Source organism: Vibrio hepatarius (assembly GCF_018860525.1).
Taxonomy (GTDB): domain Bacteria; phylum Pseudomonadota; class Gammaproteobacteria; order Enterobacterales; family Vibrionaceae; genus Vibrio; species Vibrio hepatarius_B.
The window spans coordinates 1-18,466 of the sequence record NZ_JAHKPM010000059.1 but is presented as its reverse complement, the minus strand read 5'-3'; the positions used below and the strand labels follow the sequence as shown (position 1 = coordinate 18,466).

The window sequence follows — 18,466 nt, the reverse complement described above, 5'->3', positions numbered from 1 at the left end:
ATGAGCCAACACACCCAATCTATCGATAATAATCTGGATGAAAAGCTTGCTAATGCTCACATGTTTGACCTTGAATTAGCGCAATACACTGATACAAATTCGATTGAAAACAATTTATCAATAATAGAGGGAGAAATCCCTAAAAACACTAAATCAGAATTAACAGATTTTGAAGCTAAGTTGAACCATCTAATTGATGAGCAGGATGAAATTCTAGACACAGCAATAAAGGCTAGAACGAGTGCTAAGTGGCGTCAAAAACTTAGAACTGCTCCTAAATTTTTAGGTAAGGTTGGTCAGTATATGCTTACAGCATCTTTGGTTACTATCCCTATAATTTCTGACTTTGCTCCAGAAGCAATTAAGGCAGCCAAAGGAAGCTTTGAAGAAATCAAAAACATAGTCACAGGCGAGTCAGTTGAGCAATTATACAAATTCTTCACTGATTACCGAACAACGCACGAGACCCTTACCAACCTGATAACTGAAGAAAATATAAGAAATGTTGCTATCTTTGGTACATGGCACTGGCTTTTATTGGAGGCTAAGAACGGATGGGACAAAATATTTGAGAGAACGTTTGGCACATACACATCAGGTCGGATTACTAATAAGTCTGGTCAGGAAATAGATGTTGCATCTGTTATTGCGGCATATAACAGACTCGGAATTGACTTCTATACAAAAGAATCTGAACTTAGGGATGAAGAGACCCTCGTTGCTGAGATAAAGAACGTCGCCAAACATGCATCCTCGTTAAGTCAAGTTGAGATTATTGACCTAATGAAAGCAGCGGGTCTAATTAGTGGTGAACAGTATAAAGATATGCTTAAGCTGCAAGTAGTGTCAGATATTAGATCAGGGAAATATAATGCTCAACAAACTGATATTGCTATTATAGTTCTCCCTTTACTCGACTATATTTCAAACGCTCTCCATGCTACCTACCGATACGATGATAGACAGAGAAGATCAGCTCTTGTTACTGAAAAATTATACAATAATGTGGTTTTTGATAAACAAGAGTATGAACAAGTTGATCATTTTATGAGGAGGTGCTTGGCACGCGGGGAAGGTGGCTACCAGAGGCCAAAGGAAGAATCTTCTACCGTAAGCCTAATCAAAGAGCATATTTTGTCGGCTATCCTATCCGATGATAAGAAGGTTATGCGTGAGGTAATGAATGTAATTCAGCTTTCTCAGAAGTCAATTGAGGGTCTTGGGATTAAGAGCGCCCCTGATGCTGTTTTTGCAAATGAAAGTAAGTCACCAAACCTTATAAGAAAGGCTTCATGTCATAAATTTGATCTTGTTAAGTCGGTAGGTGTCGAAAATATCGCGGCACTCGTTCACTCTGGGAGAGCACTAGAGTCTGTAATCAATAAACAAAATAGCCCTAAGAATGATGCACCAAGGCGACTAGCAGTCTAGCCTTCCTAATTAAGAAGAAAAGGAGGGGGACTCCTTTTCTTTATTGACTTAACTCATGGCTTTTAAAACTATTGATAGCCTTTCTTCTGGCGAAAGGTTTTCATTACTTATGCTGGCATCTAGTGATTTTAGTCGTTGTTGAGTAACATCAATCGAATTGCTATCAAAGTCTTCCTGCCTATCTCCGTATGCGCTCCATAGATTCATTTTTGCAGCAGAAACCTCCGCACTACTAAGTCCGTATCCGTATCTTAGAAAAGTCCCTACCTCATTGAGTATCCTCTCGCGCTGCTCGTACATCCTATCCAAAGACTCGTCATTTAATGCCTTAATAAGCTCTTTGTAATATGACGAAACCGAAAAGTCTGTGCGAGGCGGGATTGCCTTACTTTTACTATCGGTGGTTCTGCTCATGATTTCTCTACTTACTCAAGGTATCTTATCCTATGTCCATCATTTTATATCAACGATTGTTTGCCTGCGACATTTTTTACCACACCTTACGTTAGCGTTAAGTATGGAGCCTCTTTTGGCAAAATAATGCACCACTGAAATCAGATAGGTTTCATTCTCCTTATATTGCCAGTTTGTGTATTTTTATTAACAAAACATTTATTAAACAAGATTCAAAATCGAAGCCTTGAGTTGCTGTTTAATATTGTTTTGGGTGGTTTTTTTTTAGGGTTTGTTCGCGAAAAGTGTGCGCAACATGGCATTATTCGGACGTTGATTCAAAAAAATAACCAATTATCATGATAAATCTATTGCACTCGTTGCCTATCGTGGTAATATAGAAACATATTCATGTGAGGGAAACATTCGGATATGTCATATTTTTAATTGCATTTAATATCTCTCCTTGAATAACAATATCAGAAGTATCACATCGCATTAATATAAAAAATTAACACAATCGGTTCTAATTAAAGATACTTACAGCCTGCAAAAGCGGGTTATGTCAAGAAAAACAGGGTGTTTAGACATATGACAACAGTAAACAAAACTTCTGAAAAAGCAAAAAAAGCGACTAACCAAGTTACGATCCCTTTCCGTTTCGGGGATCTAACATCGAAAGCATCTCTTCAGCCAGCAATTTATGAAGCATTGCTAGCTCACAAGAACGGTGACACTAAGGCTACACGTTCTTTAATTAAAGACCTCGCGATTGAGGCATATAAAACAGATAACGTAACTGATGTTTCTCTTTACGTACAATCTAAAGCACTTATTATGCTGATGCCTAAATCAGTGCAATCAAAGGTTTTCTTCAACCCATCTTCAGAGGGAAGAAAGCCAATCAGATACAAAAACCCTGTATCTAACAAAGGAACTAAGATGACCACACTTACTGTGCTCATCGACATCTTAGACCACCTATATGGCGGAATCGGTCAAGATATCCACAAGAATTTCGCAACACAAATTCACCAAGCCAAGGCGCGAGAAGAGGAAGCTCTAAAACAAGCAGGACTTGAGGTTCAAAAGAAAAGTGATGTTAGCCACATGGTTCGTGAGCGCGTCATCAACAACCTTATGAGCGCAATTGATGCTTAATTTTTCTTAAGTACACCCTTTTAGCCCTCCACTGGAGGGCTTTTTTAATTATTAAAATATAGACATAAATAAGTTTTGTGGTAATATAGCGACAATTCCGACGTTGCCCAATGTGTAAGTGTATGTTTTTTTTTGGGTTTATGTCTTTTTTTTTAAAAAGGAAAGAGTACATGTCCGCTAACGTAGAAAACGAAATCGATCTAGTCCAAGCACAAACCGCCTTGAATGAGATCATCAACGATCAACGATCTGCAATAAAGTCCATAAAAGAAGCAATCAGTAATTCATCTGAGATGCAAAGACAGGCAGACCCTATCGATACCTCTTATGGCACAACAGAGATGCAACTTAACACATCTCTAATCAGAAAGGCCGAACAAACCATCCTTGCTTGCCAAGCCTCACTTCAGTATATCCGAGACAAAGAGTACGGTCTTTGTCGTAGCTGCTGGGATGAAATTGAGGCTAGTCGCCTGAAAACAGCCCCTTACCTTACACATTGCTCTAGCTGTAGTCAGGATCAGGCATTAGTAGGCCGTCATGTTGCGCAAGCGCAATAACCAGTAAATGCCATATACCTTATGTGAAGATTACACCAAATTGTATGATTTACTCTTAGATGGAGAGAGAATCGCTGGTTACGTTGATTACAAATTTCATCACGCTAACCCTCATACTTTTAGAGACCTTTGCAATCTAAGCTATGAAAACGGTGAGCTTAAAGCTTATGTCCGTGCTTGGGGATTTAGACGTAAAAATTGCAAACAGGATGAATTCCAGACAAACGGATCTTAGAGAGTTATTTGTTGGAACCTGAAAAAGTCTTAATCTTGGGTGGATATAACCATAATAATTAAGGGATCAATAGTTGATCCCTTAATACTTTTTTATCGGAATTTAGGTCTTTCATGCGGACGATATATATCCGTACACTTGAGGAGCCTTTCATTTTTTATTTCGGTCTGAAAATCATTAGGAATCTTAAACTTGTCTAACGGCACATCATTCCCCTGAACACCATTTGCCAATTTTATTGACTCAACAATTTCTCCATATTGTCGCTCTTGTGGCACCACAGATATAGATCGGGATCTAAATGCCGCCCTTAATATCCGTGATAAAGGTATTCTAGAATTAAAAGCGGCTGGACAGTCGTTTCTGCTTATGGAAGCTGCGTAAGACTCGATACTATCGAGCATTGGCTAACGAAATAAGAAGCATCGCCCAACGGGCGGTGAGTAGTCACTTCTTGAATTTTACTTTTTACATCAACAGTCATGTAAGCGTCTTTTGAGAAATTATGAAAAGGCTTATTCGCGAGAACAAGCCTTTGTCATTATATTGCCGCGCATGAAGATGCACAATTAAATATGCAAATTGGATGAGGCTTTTTCAACAAACACCATCCTAGCTAACTCAGAAAGGTACATATCACCTTCATCTTCGCTCTCCTTCGAATACAGCCCATCAATAAAGTCCACAAAATGCCAATCCAGCAGATTCTTATAAATTTCTTCATTTCTCCTGTCTTTAACAGCTAGCTCACCTAACCCATTGGGTATTTTTATTAACTCAAGCCCAAGTAGTTTAGCGATATGGCTGTAACATTCAGCTACGACCCTCATGTCGGCATGTTGTAAGTTACCTAATACAAGCCTCCAAACCTCTGCCCTGTCAGCTTTAGCGCTTGGAAGAACGCCAGAGATAATATGGTTAACCATATCTAGGTCTGGGGAGATGAGATTGAAAGGTGGGATTTGGTATGAACACCCCAAAGACTCATAAGCAATTGCTCTTTCTAAAGGAGACTTACCAAATAGAGATCCAGCTTTCATTTCTATGTGGCCTGACCGCCCTATCGCATCGATAAATAACTCATAGTTGTCAGAAAAATCCTTTTCCTTAATCAGGCTCTTATTGCTTGCATCGGCTACCATCGCGCGCCCCAAGCTTTTTAAGTGATTAATCTCTGTGTAATCATGGAAGAAACCTGATTGCTTAGCTAAATCCCAAACCTTTTTAAATCCAGAACACTCATCTCCAGCGAACTTCCTGTAATCCTCTTCGGATAACAACTTGTAATGATACCAGCCAGCGTTGCAATATCTTAAGTACTCGCACTGCACACATTCGCTCCGCTTCAGGGTTAACTTGTTAGTTTCCTCTCCGCTGTTCTCAAAAAGAACCCTAACAGGCCAATCATGGCCATCAACAAAGATAGGCTTAAACCCACCTACCATATCCCCCATCGTTTGGTTTGCATTGAAGTGAGTCAACCCGCTCGGCTCAATACTTAAGTCGTATTTGAAGTTTCCATTACACTGAAAAGCCGTGCCGTGACTCATCGCGCCATACATTTCCTCCAATGGGGTGAAGGTTGCATTTCGGCGATTTTTTGCATGATGAAATTTGGTTAAAAACTCTGACATTTTGTCAAAGCTAACCATGTTATGCTTAAAGAATTCCTTACCAGAACCATATGGTGATAGCTGCTTTATTGAGTAATCCGTAATACCTAGCTTATCGAATTCCTCAATAATTACTTCAGGCTCCATTTCGCAAACCGTTTTGGTAAGTATGATATCTAGAATCTTCTCTTTGGCATTTATGGACGCTAAGGTCTCTTTGAATCTTGGGTACATCTTGTCATTATTGCCAAATCGGTTTGTGTCAGGCTCCCAAGATGTGTACAGGCAGAATAAGTCATGATCGCCATACTGGTTAAATAAGTCGGTGTATCGCTTATCCTTGTAGATGAGGTTCGTTAAAAAGTTTAGGCTGCCTTTCTTTTCACAGAATTGATTAATCCTCTCAATTCTATCGAGAGTGTAAGGAAGCATTTCTTCCCAGAACTCAAATGGCATCATGGTGGTTTCTCCGCCAATTACCTCCCACTCGATGTTCTTTAACCTTTTATCAAGCTTCACTAATCGCTCCACCTGATCAAACACTTTCTTGTAGTGCTCTATTGTGATTCTTTCTTTACTTTTGAAAAGCTCTGGCTCTATATAGCAATGGTTGCACTTGAGTGTGCACGAGCGGTTTGTTGTGATCGAGACATTTAACTGATCGATAAATCTATACACGGTTTTTTAAAAAAAGGTAATAATTTGAGCAGTAACCGTCAAACTCATCACTTCCAAGGATTGAAATACTTGTACTTAAGTTAGTGCGTTGTTAATTTTTGCACTAACACAATGTTTTATACGGTCTTAAACAATGATTGAAAAAGAAATCGATAAAGCGAAAGCGAAAGCGAAAGCGGACTTTAACAACGCTCTTGAAAAAAACCAATCCATGCCAGCAACGGAAGGTTGGATTCTCAAAACAAAAGAAGACGGAATCCCAAAAATTCAATCCTCGAAAGCTAAAAGTTATCAGGAAGTATCGCTCAAGTACAATGCCATGAAGGTTAAGGGTTCAAATACTCTTTCATAGCCGTCCGTGCCCCTGAGCCAATATCTATCGGAGAAGCCAGAACTAACTTTACTATTGAGTGTTCTGGTTTTTTTTCATTTAGATAGTCTCTGATTTTTGACCTAACCACCAGCGATGTGGCCTCAATGCAGATAAAAAGCACAACAACAGGTTGTAAAATTAACGCGAACTCTTGCGTGACACTTAAACCACTAGTCACATACCCAAAATAACTAAGAATGCCAATTGCACAGAACCCAGCCGACAATAGGATTGAGCAGAAATTCACTATTCCCATTACAACAGACTCAGACAGTCTATCGATATTCTTGATTAGTTGCTCTAGTTCAAATCTCACGCTCATAACCTTCTCAAAAAAAAATAAAGTACTCCAACCATCTTACATCACTGATCAAAAAACGAAAGACTTCTTGATTAAGCAAAATGTCGTCGGCACAATAAAACACAATACCTGACAGCGACTTAAAGGTTAAGCAAATGAAAATTGTCACTAGTAACCAAAAGAAATTAGGTGAATTTCGTCGCCTACTGCAAAACAATTATATCACCGCCGCCCTCGGTCTAGATTTAAAAGAGGTGGCATCAGATGACCCCATAACAGTCATCAAATACAAATGCCTTGAGGCTGGAGAAGGCTGTGTTGTCGAAGATGCAGTTTTGGAGATCGACGGGGAGTGCGTTACTGACATAAGATACAAACTTTGCGAACTTCAAGATTGAAGCACCCCATCGCGTCTTGCGTGGATAACGACACTAGGTCTGATCAATAATGGAACCCTAAGCGTATATCAAGGGGTCATATTAGGCGATTTTAAACCGTGCCCTATCCCACCAAAAGATGCATTCGGATTTGACCCATACTTTAAACCTGATGGTTCAGATAGCACCTTGTATGAGCTTGATCTGCTTGGCGATAAAGATCTCAACAGACCATTTGATAGCTATGAAAATGCTATCCGACTATGAGAATATAAAGTAAGAGTTTAAAGTTCATTTCTTGGGCTTTTTTGAATTCCAATGTGGTAATATAATGACAAATAAAGCTACCAGCCCCCGAAATATTTAAGGATTAAGTACACTATGAGTAGACTTTTACTCTTCTCAACATGCCTGCTCTCTTTGCCAGCCATAGCTTCACCTTTAGCAGCAACCTCAGCCATTCAATGGGTCTATCTGTTTATTGTCGGTTTCGTTGCAGCACTCAAGGTAATCGCAACTAAAAACAAAGACGTCACCATGTTTGCCGTTATTGCTTTATTGGTATGCGCCTTTATTGATTCATCAGACTCTAACGTCGTAGCACAGCAGAACCAAAATACTCAACAGATCGAAACCTCCACTTCGTCCACTCCAATTATCGGCCTTAATGAAGCCCGTATGCTTATTGAGTCCGAAAAAGAGCAAGTGGCGTTGATTCGTGTTTCTACATCCCCTACATATGATATCTCTGGACTTAACGTCTTTGCCCCAGAAGAGCATGAGGCTGTAAATGCGTATGCGCACCTAAACAATGCTGACACATTGATCCTTATCTCTCATGACCTTAAAGCAGCACAGTCTTTATCAGGTAAGCTACCTCTTTTTCAAGAAAATACATTCATAGTTGATGCCAGCGAGTCTGTATCCAGCAAACAGCTAGAGTCTTACTTCTCGAACCGCAAGATGGGTGAGCTACCAGTAGGGTCTGTTAAAGAGTCATCAGTTTCAGCTATTGGTCAGACGGTATACTCAGCACTGGTAGACTACAATGTCATAAAGCTTACTGATAAGAACATGCTAGAGGATGGATTCTATCTTTATGGGCGAACATATGACCTGTTTACCCTCCTTCTTATGCCGAATAGCGAATGGCAAGCTTTTAACACCACGATGAAGTCTCGTAAGAACATTGTTCTATTCCCTGATAGGTATAGCTCTAAAACTAAGGAGCTAATCACTTCATACGTACTATGGAAACTGTCCTCACTAACTTATGAGGGGGAGAGATACACAGAGCTTGAATACACAGACAAGAGCACGATCCTTTCTGGGATTGGCATCAAGCCAAATAATAGTTTCTCGAATCCGCTTAACTCTACCTCTTATGTTGAACTGACACCTTCTGATATATCAGTTGCAGCAAGACGATACGGCGGCTTGAACCTATACTGTTTTTCTGAAATTTGCACCCATAGCAATATCAGCATGAATCCCCCTGAAGGAGTGAATATTATCACTCACTCACCTTCCTTCCGCTCTGGAGGCGGAATACTTTACTTAAACCTCACAACTAGTGACCCATCAGAAGAGGAACTTAAGTATCCAGCAATTATCGTTACTCAAGACAAGGTGACTGAGCATTTGGGTTGCCTCATCGCAAGTGTAGCTAACATCCGTGGCACTCAAGTACTAGGGACGACTAACACCAACACGATTGAGTCAGTGAATTATAATGACTGGGGAAACCTTGATACTGCTCTTAAAAGTATTGTCTACTACCTAGCTCCCGATAAAGCGTTTAATGCATCAAACTTAAACGTGATTTACGTGGCAGCAGCGATTACTTTGCTTATGTTCATCCCTACTACCTTTACTCGCATTGTAGGGTTATCTCTATTTACCTACCTGATCACATACCACCACCTATGGTTTAAAGGTAGCTACATAGAGAGCAACACTTATTACTACTCAATAATATTCAGTATTGGGATGGGATTTTTCAGTTACACCATTTTCCCTAACGACCGAAGAAACAAGCTAGATTACTTAGTAGCGCTTACGCTTATCTCGGCAGGAATATACCTAGCTTATTCAAACTTTGCCCCACCTATTGACTCAATTGTGTTTGGTGCCGTTTACGCATCACTTATTGTGTGTGGAATCAAAAGCATCAGAAGGAAGTCTATGAAGTTAGGAAGCAAGTTTGTAGGCGAAAACTACTCTATGACGAGTCCCCTAATCCCATGGCACTTGAGAGGCTATGCCTTTGGTCTCGATAAGAAATTCAATTTTGTCGAACTGATTCAGGCTCGTAAGTGGGAGATTGTACCTAACCATACTGAAATTTTTGAACAGGGAGCTGGTGGCTTTATTGGTTCTAGACTATCGACTACAGTCAGTCGTAAAGATGTAAACAGCACCATAGAAAAGATTCAAAAAGACTTCCTAGAGTCCAGCATGAATAAGAAAGACTTCCAGCTATGGTTGCGACCTGTACCTTACAATTACATCGAAGGCTCAGTAAAATCTCACGATCTTGCTTTTAACTCATTGCACGTAGTTGGCGAAATTGAAGACACAATGGACATACCGACCGTCTTTGCTCTAGACCGAGAAAAGCAAACGCACAAGAAAAGCTTTCAAAGAGCGATATTTGAGAAATTAAAGCAGGCTGAGAAGATTCATGGCTGCGCTGTTGAAATCTACTTCGAGCAAAGTTCATCAATTACTTCTGCGATCAGGGTATCTCGTGTAGTTAAACAAGATCTCCCTACCAATTTGGATAGCGAAATGTTGTCTGTGTGGCGCAACAAATCTTTGATGAGCAAATGCTCAGGCAATCACATCAACTACAGCCCTCTAACCTCCTCCGTGCTTCACAGGTTGCATGGCGGCAACCTAATTGCGGTAGAGGAAGATACGCACCTAATTCAAACCAGAAAGAAAGACTTTGATCTTGATTCTGCTCAGAAAGCGTTAACCGCTCTAAAGAAAATAGGCTCTGATCTGGATTCTCTAAGTAAGGAACCACTAGAACACCTAATCAAGGAGATGGCTCTCTATACGTCATCAATTACCGATATGGATACTGAAGGAGAGATTACACTGGACTCCTCAATGCAAAACTTCATTATGGACGCTATTGGATTCTGCAAGCGACATGGGGGAATTCCGAAGAGCTTCGAGTTGCAGTCAGAAAGGACGGAAGCCGCACTAATTATTCCTAGCAAATACAATGTGGTCAAATACCTTCTTTTGGTAGCTACATCCATCACAATGGTTTGGGTTGAGGTGAATGGGGCTGATTTTGACTCTTCACTAGAGCATAATTAAGCTTCGTAGCTGATTGTATGATAAGACACAAAGGAGCTATTTCAGCTCCTTTTCTTTTGTTGGCTACGCCTTTATTCTCGGGCGAATCCGTGTGTCACCACGGAAGTCGCGACCCTAATTTGAGGGAGACATGATGGGGCATTGTATTCAAGAACATGTGGCAGAAAAATAGTGTTTGACGACATTTGGCGCGGCGATATGTCTAAGTACAACTGGAAACGCCAAAGAAGAACTCAATACAAGTAAAAGAACATAACGAAATAAGAAGCATCGCCTGATAAGGCGGTGAGAAGTCACATTCCATACTGCGTAATTGTAAGCACATTGAGGCTCTTTAGCAGGCCTCGCCCCTTTCTTTTTTCTGTTTTGGTAATTATCTGTATTCACTTTACTCTCTGGTCTTCTTGTTTTGTTCAAAACGCCTGCATTTAGCACATGAATGCAAGTATTTTTCTTTACTTGTCCAATTTTTTTGCTAGTATAAAACATAACTTATGTTGATTAATAACTTTGCACAAATTATTGATTTTAATGATTTTTAATCAAGGATTTTAATTTTTATGGCACTACAGTGATCGGAAATAGGTTCATAGATGCATCAAAAAAAACTCTTAGGTATTAATCAACCCTACCACTAACATAAAAAAAAGTATTGAATTGATAATGGTGCTATGTTAGCATCTAGAAAATAACAGGGTAAAAACAATGACGAACAGAAAAGAACATCAACAAACCGAAGGTAAAAAGACTAAAGGTCGAAAAGGTCGTATGTACGTTCAGCAACGCAACATCTCTTTAGTAGGTTTGCATGATCTGCCTGAGCATATGAAAGGTGGCGACTCCCCAGCTCAGCTTACGCCGATTTACTCGATTCTCCTTAGCGACATTGAAGTAGCATTTCTTGCTCAGATAAAAGGTGAGACCAACAACTACATCAATATGCTTACACTTAAGCCTAAGTTTACCTCATCTAAACTTGAAGTCCGTAAAACGACCTCAGTAGGTGATTTTGGCTGGATTGATGACATCGAGCTTCTTAAGCAATTACCGACAGAATTTGCGGTACTAGAGAAAGAGCTGGAAAAGCGCTTTAATAAATTCAAGGAAGTTGCAGCGCAGCGCAGCCTAGAGAAAATCGAAAAAGATGCAGCCCTACTATCAGCGCTTGGTCTTGCAAACAAAGTGCCTGAGTCAACCAAAAAATTAATTGCAGAATCAAAAGGAAAACTAGGCATCTAATACCCTATTTTACTCTGTTCTCTATACAAATTTGGCTGCTCGCATTTCGAGCAGCATTTTTTTAGAATTTTAGGTTAAAAGTCACCATCTTTGCGTCCCCCAACTCTTTATACCCCAATTGAAATCCTAGGAATTCAGAGCTAATAACACCAATGCCGCAACCTAATGCGTCCGCAGCCAAATCTGAACCAGAGAAACCTCTGTAGTCAATTTTATCATAAACTTCTTTAGCAACACCAATAGCTACACAAGACGCCAATGCAGTTTCATAGTCTTGGAAAATTCCGTTGGCTGTAAACCCAATTACACTCGAAGTCGCTAGATGCTTCACTTTATCTTCATCCATCGCTGACGCACCAATGCATATAAAGCCAACTAGAGCAGCGATCACTCCCTTTTTCAATATTCTCATTCTTAATTTTTGTTAAACTATAATAATTACGCAAAGGTATAGAAATAGAAAAAGTGAAAATAATGACCAAACAATTTCAATTCAATAATGGGTAAGTTCGTCTCCATCGATCACAAGACTTGATGGTCGGTGGGCGAGATAAACAGGGCAAAACCATTATTGATATGGCTAAACGGGCTATGAAAGCGCGTATCGAGCAGGAACTAAGTGATCAGGTTTGATCACCTAGTTTAAATCGGTAAGTCTCAGAAGTATAAAATCAAGCACGATCCCAATCCGCCTAAGCCACCATTAGGAATGAACGACAATCTATTTTTCAATAGCGTATCCCCGTACAGAACGCGGCTTAAAATTTGACCAAATAAAAAATGATATGGAGATAGAAATTCACATGAGGTTAACCGAACCAACGATCAATCACTCAGGCTGGGTTTGGTTCAAACTTATCGACAATAGCAACCAAATGACCAGTGAGGAAATCTATCATTTGAGCGGCAGATTAACTGAATCTGACCTTATTAAGATCGACCCAAGATTCGAAGGCTATGATGTCAACGGTGGAATTTATGAGTACAGTCGTGATTCGAGGGAATGGTGTTTCTTATGACAATCTCTTAATCGTACTATTTGATTGACCATTCTTCCCAACTGGGAAAAATGGTCTAAAAGCTAATACCTAACTTCATTTTTGCCAATATCCTCATATTTATCAAAGGATAGACTAGACAAAGACATCACGAATAAGCTCAAGGCGTCAATCAGAGACCTCATAAATTTTCAATTTTATTTTTGTAATACTTAGCTGACTGAATTGTTCGTCTTATCTTTGCATTTGGTGAATCATCACTCCAATCAGTGTACACCCCCATCTCTGAGGCCGACTCTGGGTTCCAAAGATTTTGCGCTAACCCAATTGCAGCAATGTCTAGGTTAGAAAAGTGAAGAAAATTCTTCAAGGTTGGCATCTGATAAATCAGAAACTGATTTTCATGAGCTGAAACATTCTGCCCAGCCAAAAAGGCAACATTGACGCCTTGAGATGAAGCTTCAGCGCCAGCCTCTACAAGTAGCTCAATGATATCAATTTCAGCTTGCTTTAAGGTGACACCAGACTCACGAACCTCATCGATAAGCCCCGTTGCATTATGCATTTGAAGCGCTTTTTCACTACATTTATCGATTTCTGACGATTCTTGAAAGATGGCTTGCCGATAAGATGTGATTTCGTTCATCTCAGTGTCTGTAACAATTGCAGAAACCTGTAGTATCGGAAAATACTCTGAGCCTAAAGATGAAAGGCCACCAGTTTCTAGTTTTAACCAAAGAAGGATGTGGTTTTGCATATTTTATTTTTACTCTTTTAAACTATTTCGTTGAAACAATAACCCCATAGCAATAACTTAAATTCAAGTACTTTCGTTGACCTCATTAAATAATATCAATTCTTTGATCTCTTTATGAACATAGTACCTGAAGTAGGCCATGAGTTCCGTAGCTCCCCCATCCAACCTTAACCAGTCTACGGCTTCACAAAGAGATTCTGCCATTTCATATTCATTTTTGTCCCAATCCCATGATTTTATAATCTCGCTAACTAAAGCCTCCCCTCTTTCATTAGAAAAAAAGCCCGTCGCCTTAATAGCAGAACGGGCTGAAAGTTCTAATTGATCTTTGGTGAGGTAGTTACGAATCTTGAGATTCAACAATTCCTTCTGCTTCATGCAATTCACCATTATCTTGATCTTGACTATCTACCGAGTTCAATTCGTTGTTTTTTGAATTAGACTCATTGGGCTTCGCCTTAATCGCTGGTAGCTTGTCAGCGTACTTACCGCCGTACTCAACCAAGTCTATGTGGCGTTTCACAATGTTCCAAATCCCACGATTCACAACTGAGTAATTTAGCTTATGCTCTTGGTGAACTTGATAAGCAGTGTTTCCGTTAACGAAAAAATCATAGAGCGCACCTGTGGTCTTAGACTTTGGGTGAGATGCTGTCAATTCTAAAAGTTCTATGAATTGCTTTTCAGTAAAAAGACCACACCAGTCGCTTACCTCGAACGATCCTAGTTTTTCATCTTTGTTTCTATTATTTTTTTTCAAGGTATTACCCTATTGATGTGTCACATGTCATTATCTTACCACACAACGCGTACTCTTCAATATAACCTAGCGTATTATTAGAACTAAACACTATAATTAACCTTGTAAAACACCTAAATTAAAATATTAAACTTTATGACTATTAAATCAATTGCTTTAGTGGCTTCGTCCTCAATATTCAGTTTTTCAGCATCTGCATCTGACGTTATCCATGAGATCGGAGAATCCCCGCTAAAGTTGGAACAGAAAAACATTCAAATGTACAAAGAGGCACCAAGTGGTTTTATGAGACACATAGTCACCCTGTCTCCTCTAGTTAACGAGTACGACGCCAAAATAGAACTAATGTTTAAAAAGCCCACTATGGCTGACTGCAACGTGAAAGGATGGTTTGGAGAGCTAACAGAAGAGACAGTCAAAGGTTGGGGCTACAGAACTTACACCCTCGATGACAAACTCCCTATGGCCTCAACCATGATGTTTTGTAATGAAGAACCTGAATTAAAGATGCTGTATTCTCAGACTCAAGGTTTGATGAGATACAACAGCCGCCTACCTATCGTTGTCTACACCCCATCAGAAGTTGAGATGGACGTTAGAGTGTGGCAACCTACGAGTACAAAAGAACAATAATAAGGAATCTCAATGAGCATGTACGTCAAGTTTACTGAATGGGAAAGCTTCTTATCTGAAAGAAGTTCATCTCTAAAAAAGAAGAGCCAAAGTGTCTCTGTGGCTAAAAGAACAAAACAAACCGACATCTTAGACAGTCAAAAGAAAGAAAGAACTAACAAATCATCAGTTAGGCCTCTAGCTATGATGTTGTTTAATAAAACAGATAAAACAGATAAAACAAATAGAAATGATTGATAAATTGAAAGAAATCTTCAGTACCATTGAAGTTGCTGAATTAGCAGACTCAGCATTAGATAACGGGAAAGAACTTCTAAGCACCGCGACTGATCACCTAGCAGGTTTCGATTACTCACAACTGATGCAGCCAGAATTACTACCGTTTTGGGGTGGCGCTGTCGGATTCGTGGTTTACCTTCTAATCAAAGATATAATTGGATTCTTTAGCGCTACAATCATTATTTTGGCGCTTGGTGGCGCTGCTATTTCATATTTAAATGTATGAGGTTTTAAATCTTGAGAAAGTTAAAGTTTCGTGGTGTTTGCATCAAGACTGGTAAATACGTTTACGGCGGCGGCATTGATAGCCAGAGAGATACACCAGTAATTATTAACCATGGGGAAAAGCACTTTGTAGATCCTAAATCTATTGCACAGTTTACTGGCCTCCTAGATATGCATGGTGTCGAAATCTATGAAACAGATTTAGTCAGATGGGGTCATGTTAATGGCTATGAAGAAAACAGGCCACGAGAGGCAGTGGTAAAATTCAAACCAGATCTTTGCTTTGAAACATTTAATCTTGGTCAATATAACCACTGCCCATTTTGGCAACTTTGCATACGCAGGCGTTATCAATAAAGCGATGGAAGTGTTTGGCAACACCTATGGCAATCAAGATATTATTGACATGGCGAACAGTTAAGATGCATGATTTGGATGGAAAAATATACAAAGTTGGTAGTGTATTGAACTTGATGTACGGTGAAGGCAAAGAATACACCGTAGAGAGATCGCTTGTTCTTCTGAAAACCATAATTCTTGTTGATGTTTATTCAGAATGGATGAAAGAAGCACTCCCTGATAACAAGCCTGAAAAGACAAGTTTCAATAGTGACGCAACCATCCAGTTCCCAGAATGGCTAATACAAAACGAGTATTATACTGAAGTTTGTACTCATCAGATCGTGTATTCATGTGATCACGGTGTAGCTCACCTTGCAGAATTAATCGATTAAAAAATAGCATGAGCGATTTTTCGCTCATGCATAATTAATTTAGATAATACGGATACTCCATGCACCCTCCACACAGTAGCTTGTCAGCCCATCGAAATGAATTAGCATAGTCTTGGTTTTCAATCTTGGGGGTTGTCACAATAATACCACAAAAACCCTAGTTAAACCAATTTTTCGAAGTGTCTGTTTTTGTATAAAATCATGTTGCTTTAATACTTTTGAGGCACTATAATGACAACCGAAGACTAGCTCTTCAGTGCGATTTAATAACTATTGTTGTTAGATTGTATCTTTATTAGAACCTTAGAAGGCCGCTTGATTGCGGCCTTTTCCTTTTAAAATCTTCGAGAAACCAACGATGCATAAGTCCACTGAAAGAAAGTCTTTGGCAAACTTCATGAGTAGCAATAACTCTTCTGCCATTTCAGCTTTGTTACATAAATACCCTGAATTAGGGAACTATGAATACCACAAGCCAGTTCCCGAAGATGAACTGATCCTAAAACATTTAACAATCGCATCCACGCCACCACTACGAGCATTGCACCATATTGAGAAAGCAACAGGCTGCCACAGAACTGTTATTCAAAGGCTATTGGCAGGCGATGGAACTGAAAAAGCCGAACTCATTATCTTGAAGAGAAATGCGTCATCCGGCGGCAAAGAGGTCGTTGGTAAACGAGTTCAAGCTTTGTCAGAATTTATTGAGATCAACTTTACCCCACTCACACCCAATGGTTACCCTCAACATACAGCTAACGCTCTAAATAACCGACTTTATCTACCAGAGTCAGAGCCAATTGATCGCGTTGCAAAATTTATGACAGACAAAAACCTAAACGCAATAGGTGTGGCATGGTGTTTGTTTGATATCGCAACACCAAAGTGCTCACCAGAATCTGGTGCCTCTGGTGCCAGAGTTTTCATTCGTAAAATGATGAATGCCGAGTTCGGAGAGAAGCACAAAACTCTGGTTTCCTTCTCTGAGTCTGAAGAGATAGAAGTTGTTTCTGGAGACTCATACGACTTTGAGATTAACATCCCCTATTCTATGACCCCAATCGATGTTTTCAACTCAAACGTCATTTCGTTGATTGAAAAAATCCTTGACGAACAATACTCCTCTAATGGATATAGAAACTACAGGGACTACTTAAATCATTGCTCAGAAAAAGAACTTGCAGAAAAAGAGCTAAAGAAAGCGAGAAAGGCATTTAGGAAAGAATTGCGAACAAACGGTCGGTACTCGGCAATTCTTCTTGAAAACTCACCTAAAGAAGTCTCTGATGCCCTGTCCGTTCTTAATCGATATATAAAAAATAGAAAACTGGTTTGCTATAAAGTAGGTCAATCTATCTATGGCGTTAAGTCAGACCTACTGATCTCTGCCATCAATAAGGGTGACGCCAAGGTAGTTAAGTTAATTAAGCGCGAAAACCCATATATGCTTGATGAGACAGATATGATTCGATTTAATGAAATCATCGGAATCATTGAGGCCGTGGCAGAATATAAGATCAGAGTACCGCTACAGTCTCATCAGTCTATCACTGAGTTGTATTGCCATTTAGGGCAAGTCGGTATAGCTACCCTAATCCCAGAGGCCAAGGTTGTGGTAAAAAGTGATGAGCTAACATATCAGGCAGCAATTGTTCGATACCTATTAAGCCTATCTCCAGACAGCATGGCTAAAGGGCTACATACACTCTTTGCTAATTCATATGCTGTTTACGATTGCTTTAATGAAAATGCCCTAAAAGCAAAGCGATGGCACAAGAACGAATCGCGCAAGTTTAGTAAATTCTTTAGCGAAAAATACGCTAATGTCTGGGAAATTGAGTTTGAAGGAAATGTTTTCCATATACCTCAACTTAACTGCTTGAATTGGGATGAACTTGGTATCGAAGAAGTGCAAATCCCATACAGAGCTATTGGTAGCTCCTATGTAAGTCCAGAAATTGCAGAAAAGTACCCACTAGAATATTGCCTCAAGGTTGTTGGTTGCGAAATAAACATATATTGATGCGAAAAAACAAGCCGCTCAATCAGAGCGGCTTTGTTATTTCATTTTTGGCTTGGTGAGGTTCGGTTTTGCTTGTTTTTGTAGCTGACCCATTATTTCTTTAGGGAAAGGGGTCTTTAGATCGAACACCTATATAAATTGCTTCAAGTTGCACTCTCACTTTGAGCTACTTTATCAGCAACTGTTCCCTTAAAAATTGAAAGCATTGCTTCAGCAAAGTCAATATCGATATCAAGATGAGTACGACCTTGCTCTTTCGCAGCTTGCTCTACAACATAAACCTTTGCGTCGATTTCAGTCTTTAAACCTTCAATTTCATTTATCATTTCTATACCCGTTAAGTTTGATATGCATCAATGCTAT

The 18,466-nt window shown here is 39.6% G+C and carries 23 protein-coding genes; 14 read left to right on the top strand and 9 right to left on the bottom strand.

The window, feature by feature from the left end:
* Positions 1-1,431 (top strand): hypothetical protein, encoded by a 1,431-nt coding sequence (locus KO511_RS16745; protein WP_215988555.1) that lies wholly within the window; start codon positions 1-3, stop codon positions 1,429-1,431.
* A gap of 48 nt (positions 1,432-1,479) precedes the next feature.
* Here KO511_RS16745 and KO511_RS16740 read toward each other — a convergent pair whose 3' ends face one another.
* Positions 1,480-1,845 carry a hypothetical protein gene (locus KO511_RS16740; protein WP_215988554.1) on the bottom strand — a complete coding sequence of 122 codons (366 nt, stop codon included), beginning with the start codon at positions 1,843-1,845 and terminating at the stop codon, positions 1,480-1,482.
* A gap of 570 nt (positions 1,846-2,415) precedes the next feature.
* Between KO511_RS16740 and KO511_RS16735 the strand changes: the two genes are divergently transcribed.
* Both KO511_RS16735 and KO511_RS16730 read left to right on the top strand, forming a co-directional pair.
* Positions 2,416-2,985 carry a hypothetical protein gene (locus tag KO511_RS16735; protein WP_215988553.1) on the top strand — a complete coding sequence of 190 codons (570 nt, stop codon included), beginning with the start codon at positions 2,416-2,418 and terminating at the stop codon, positions 2,983-2,985.
* A gap of 170 nt (positions 2,986-3,155) precedes the next feature.
* A complete protein-coding gene (locus KO511_RS16730) occupies positions 3,156-3,545 on the top strand; it encodes a TraR/DksA family transcriptional regulator (protein ID WP_215988552.1) in 390 nt (129 codons plus the stop codon).
* A gap of 804 nt (positions 3,546-4,349) precedes the next feature.
* On the opposite strand, the gene KO511_RS16725 is transcribed toward KO511_RS16730, so the two are convergent.
* Positions 4,350-5,912, bottom strand: coding sequence for a hypothetical protein (locus KO511_RS16725; RefSeq protein WP_215988551.1), 1,563 nt, complete (start codon positions 5,910-5,912; stop codon positions 4,350-4,352).
* 292 nt (positions 5,913-6,204) lie between these two features.
* Between KO511_RS16725 and KO511_RS16720 the strand changes: the two genes are divergently transcribed.
* Entirely contained in the window at positions 6,205-6,423 is a 219-nt protein-coding gene (locus KO511_RS16720; RefSeq protein ID WP_215988550.1) for a hypothetical protein, read from the top strand.
* Here the strand turns inward: KO511_RS16720 and KO511_RS16715 are convergent.
* Positions 6,398-6,760, bottom strand: coding sequence for a hypothetical protein (locus tag KO511_RS16715; RefSeq protein ID WP_215988549.1), 363 nt, complete (start codon positions 6,758-6,760; stop codon positions 6,398-6,400). The two genes, KO511_RS16720 and KO511_RS16715, sit on opposite strands and share 26 nt — an antisense overlap.
* A 140-nt stretch (positions 6,761-6,900) precedes the next feature.
* Here KO511_RS16715 and KO511_RS16710 point away from each other — a divergent pair, with 140 nt between their 5' ends.
* On the top strand, positions 6,901-7,143 hold the full coding sequence (locus KO511_RS16710; protein ID WP_215988548.1) for a non-canonical purine NTP pyrophosphatase: 243 nt from the start codon (positions 6,901-6,903) through the stop codon (positions 7,141-7,143).
* A gap of 360 nt (positions 7,144-7,503) precedes the next feature.
* On the top strand, positions 7,504-10,455 hold the full coding sequence (locus tag KO511_RS16705) for a hypothetical protein (protein ID WP_215988547.1): 2,952 nt from the start codon (positions 7,504-7,506) through the stop codon (positions 10,453-10,455).
* Between the two features lie 147 nt (positions 10,456-10,602).
* Here the strand turns inward: KO511_RS16705 and KO511_RS16700 are convergent, their stop codons facing one another.
* Entirely contained in the window at positions 10,603-10,872 is a 270-nt protein-coding gene (locus KO511_RS16700; RefSeq protein ID WP_215988546.1) for a hypothetical protein, read from the bottom strand.
* A gap of 288 nt (positions 10,873-11,160) precedes the next feature.
* On the opposite strand from KO511_RS16700, the gene KO511_RS16695 reads away from it, so the two are divergent.
* Complete coding sequence (locus KO511_RS16695; protein ID WP_215988545.1) at positions 11,161-11,694, top strand: hypothetical protein; 534 nt, start codon at positions 11,161-11,163, stop codon at positions 11,692-11,694.
* 61 nt (positions 11,695-11,755) lie between these two features.
* On the opposite strand, the gene KO511_RS16690 is transcribed toward KO511_RS16695, so the two are convergent.
* Positions 11,756-12,106 carry a hypothetical protein gene (locus KO511_RS16690; RefSeq protein WP_215988544.1) on the bottom strand — a complete coding sequence of 117 codons (351 nt, stop codon included), beginning with the start codon at positions 12,104-12,106 and terminating at the stop codon, positions 11,756-11,758.
* Between the two features lie 391 nt (positions 12,107-12,497).
* Here KO511_RS16690 and KO511_RS16685 point away from each other — a divergent pair, with 391 nt between their 5' ends.
* Positions 12,498-12,713: a hypothetical protein gene (locus tag KO511_RS16685; RefSeq protein WP_215988543.1), complete on the top strand. Its 216-nt coding sequence runs from the start codon at positions 12,498-12,500 to the stop codon at positions 12,711-12,713.
* A gap of 160 nt (positions 12,714-12,873) precedes the next feature.
* Here KO511_RS16685 and KO511_RS16680 read toward each other — a convergent pair whose 3' ends face one another.
* From KO511_RS16680 to KO511_RS16670, 3 genes are all read right to left on the bottom strand, one after another.
* Positions 12,874-13,449, bottom strand: coding sequence for a hypothetical protein (locus KO511_RS16680; protein ID WP_215988542.1), 576 nt, complete (start codon positions 13,447-13,449; stop codon positions 12,874-12,876).
* A gap of 63 nt (positions 13,450-13,512) precedes the next feature.
* Positions 13,513-13,827, bottom strand: a complete 315-nt coding sequence (locus tag KO511_RS16675; RefSeq protein WP_215988541.1) for a hypothetical protein — start codon at positions 13,825-13,827, stop codon at positions 13,513-13,515.
* Positions 13,790-14,209 (bottom strand): hypothetical protein, encoded by a 420-nt coding sequence (locus KO511_RS16670; protein WP_215988540.1) that lies wholly within the window; start codon positions 14,207-14,209, stop codon positions 13,790-13,792. Before KO511_RS16670 ends, KO511_RS16675 begins: the two co-directional genes overlap by 38 nt.
* A 135-nt stretch (positions 14,210-14,344) precedes the next feature.
* On the opposite strand from KO511_RS16670, the gene KO511_RS16665 reads away from it, so the two are divergent.
* The 6 genes from KO511_RS16665 to KO511_RS16640 all read left to right on the top strand — a co-directional run bounded on the left by KO511_RS16665 (position 14,345) and on the right by KO511_RS16640 (position 18,103).
* Positions 14,345-14,842, top strand: a complete 498-nt coding sequence (locus tag KO511_RS16665; RefSeq protein ID WP_215988539.1) for an ecotin family protein — start codon at positions 14,345-14,347, stop codon at positions 14,840-14,842.
* A 12-nt stretch (positions 14,843-14,854) separates the two neighbouring features.
* On the top strand, positions 14,855-15,079 hold the full coding sequence (locus KO511_RS16660; protein WP_215988538.1) for a hypothetical protein: 225 nt from the start codon (positions 14,855-14,857) through the stop codon (positions 15,077-15,079).
* On the top strand, positions 15,072-15,347 hold the full coding sequence (locus tag KO511_RS16655) for a hypothetical protein (protein ID WP_215988537.1): 276 nt from the start codon (positions 15,072-15,074) through the stop codon (positions 15,345-15,347). The genes KO511_RS16660 and KO511_RS16655 overlap by 8 nt, the downstream gene beginning before the upstream one ends.
* Positions 15,348-15,358: 11 nt before the next feature.
* Positions 15,359-15,703, top strand: coding sequence for a YopX family protein (locus tag KO511_RS16650; protein ID WP_215988536.1), 345 nt, complete (start codon positions 15,359-15,361; stop codon positions 15,701-15,703).
* 26 nt (positions 15,704-15,729) lie between these two features.
* Positions 15,730-16,080: a hypothetical protein gene (locus KO511_RS16645; RefSeq protein WP_215988535.1), complete on the top strand. Its 351-nt coding sequence runs from the start codon at positions 15,730-15,732 to the stop codon at positions 16,078-16,080.
* A gap of 358 nt (positions 16,081-16,438) precedes the next feature.
* A complete protein-coding gene (locus KO511_RS16640; protein ID WP_215988534.1) occupies positions 16,439-18,103 on the top strand; it encodes a hypothetical protein in 1,665 nt (554 codons plus the stop codon).
* A 143-nt stretch (positions 18,104-18,246) separates the two neighbouring features.
* On the opposite strand, the gene KO511_RS16635 is transcribed toward KO511_RS16640, so the two are convergent.
* Complete coding sequence (locus KO511_RS16635; protein WP_215988533.1) at positions 18,247-18,429, bottom strand: hypothetical protein; 183 nt, start codon at positions 18,427-18,429, stop codon at positions 18,247-18,249.
* Between the last annotated feature and the right edge of the window lie 37 nt (positions 18,430-18,466).

Coding starts and splice junctions, on each gene's coding strand:
- KO511_RS16745 (WP_215988555.1), top strand. CDS start 1: ATGAGCCAACACACCCAATCTATCGATAATAATCTGGATGAAAAGCTT.
- KO511_RS16740 (WP_215988554.1), bottom strand. CDS start 1,845: ATGAGCAGAACCACCGATAGTAAAAGTAAGGCAATCCCGCCTCGCACA.
- KO511_RS16735 (WP_215988553.1), top strand. CDS start 2,416: ATGACAACAGTAAACAAAACTTCTGAAAAAGCAAAAAAAGCGACTAAC.
- KO511_RS16730 (WP_215988552.1), top strand. CDS start 3,156: ATGTCCGCTAACGTAGAAAACGAAATCGATCTAGTCCAAGCACAAACC.
- KO511_RS16720 (WP_215988550.1), top strand. CDS start 6,205: ATGATTGAAAAAGAAATCGATAAAGCGAAAGCGAAAGCGAAAGCGGAC.
- KO511_RS16710 (WP_215988548.1), top strand. CDS start 6,901: ATGAAAATTGTCACTAGTAACCAAAAGAAATTAGGTGAATTTCGTCGC.
- KO511_RS16705 (WP_215988547.1), top strand. CDS start 7,504: ATGAGTAGACTTTTACTCTTCTCAACATGCCTGCTCTCTTTGCCAGCC.
- KO511_RS16695 (WP_215988545.1), top strand. CDS start 11,161: ATGACGAACAGAAAAGAACATCAACAAACCGAAGGTAAAAAGACTAAA.
- KO511_RS16690 (WP_215988544.1), bottom strand. CDS start 12,106: ATGAGAATATTGAAAAAGGGAGTGATCGCTGCTCTAGTTGGCTTTATA.
- KO511_RS16685 (WP_215988543.1), top strand. CDS start 12,498: ATGAGGTTAACCGAACCAACGATCAATCACTCAGGCTGGGTTTGGTTC.
- KO511_RS16680 (WP_215988542.1), bottom strand. CDS start 13,449: ATGCAAAACCACATCCTTCTTTGGTTAAAACTAGAAACTGGTGGCCTT.
- KO511_RS16675 (WP_215988541.1), bottom strand. CDS start 13,827: ATGAAGCAGAAGGAATTGTTGAATCTCAAGATTCGTAACTACCTCACC.
- KO511_RS16665 (WP_215988539.1), top strand. CDS start 14,345: ATGACTATTAAATCAATTGCTTTAGTGGCTTCGTCCTCAATATTCAGT.
- KO511_RS16660 (WP_215988538.1), top strand. CDS start 14,855: ATGAGCATGTACGTCAAGTTTACTGAATGGGAAAGCTTCTTATCTGAA.
- KO511_RS16655 (WP_215988537.1), top strand. CDS start 15,072: ATGATTGATAAATTGAAAGAAATCTTCAGTACCATTGAAGTTGCTGAA.
- KO511_RS16645 (WP_215988535.1), top strand. CDS start 15,730: ATGGCAATCAAGATATTATTGACATGGCGAACAGTTAAGATGCATGAT.
- KO511_RS16640 (WP_215988534.1), top strand. CDS start 16,439: ATGCATAAGTCCACTGAAAGAAAGTCTTTGGCAAACTTCATGAGTAGC.
- KO511_RS16635 (WP_215988533.1), bottom strand. CDS start 18,429: ATGATAAATGAAATTGAAGGTTTAAAGACTGAAATCGACGCAAAGGTT.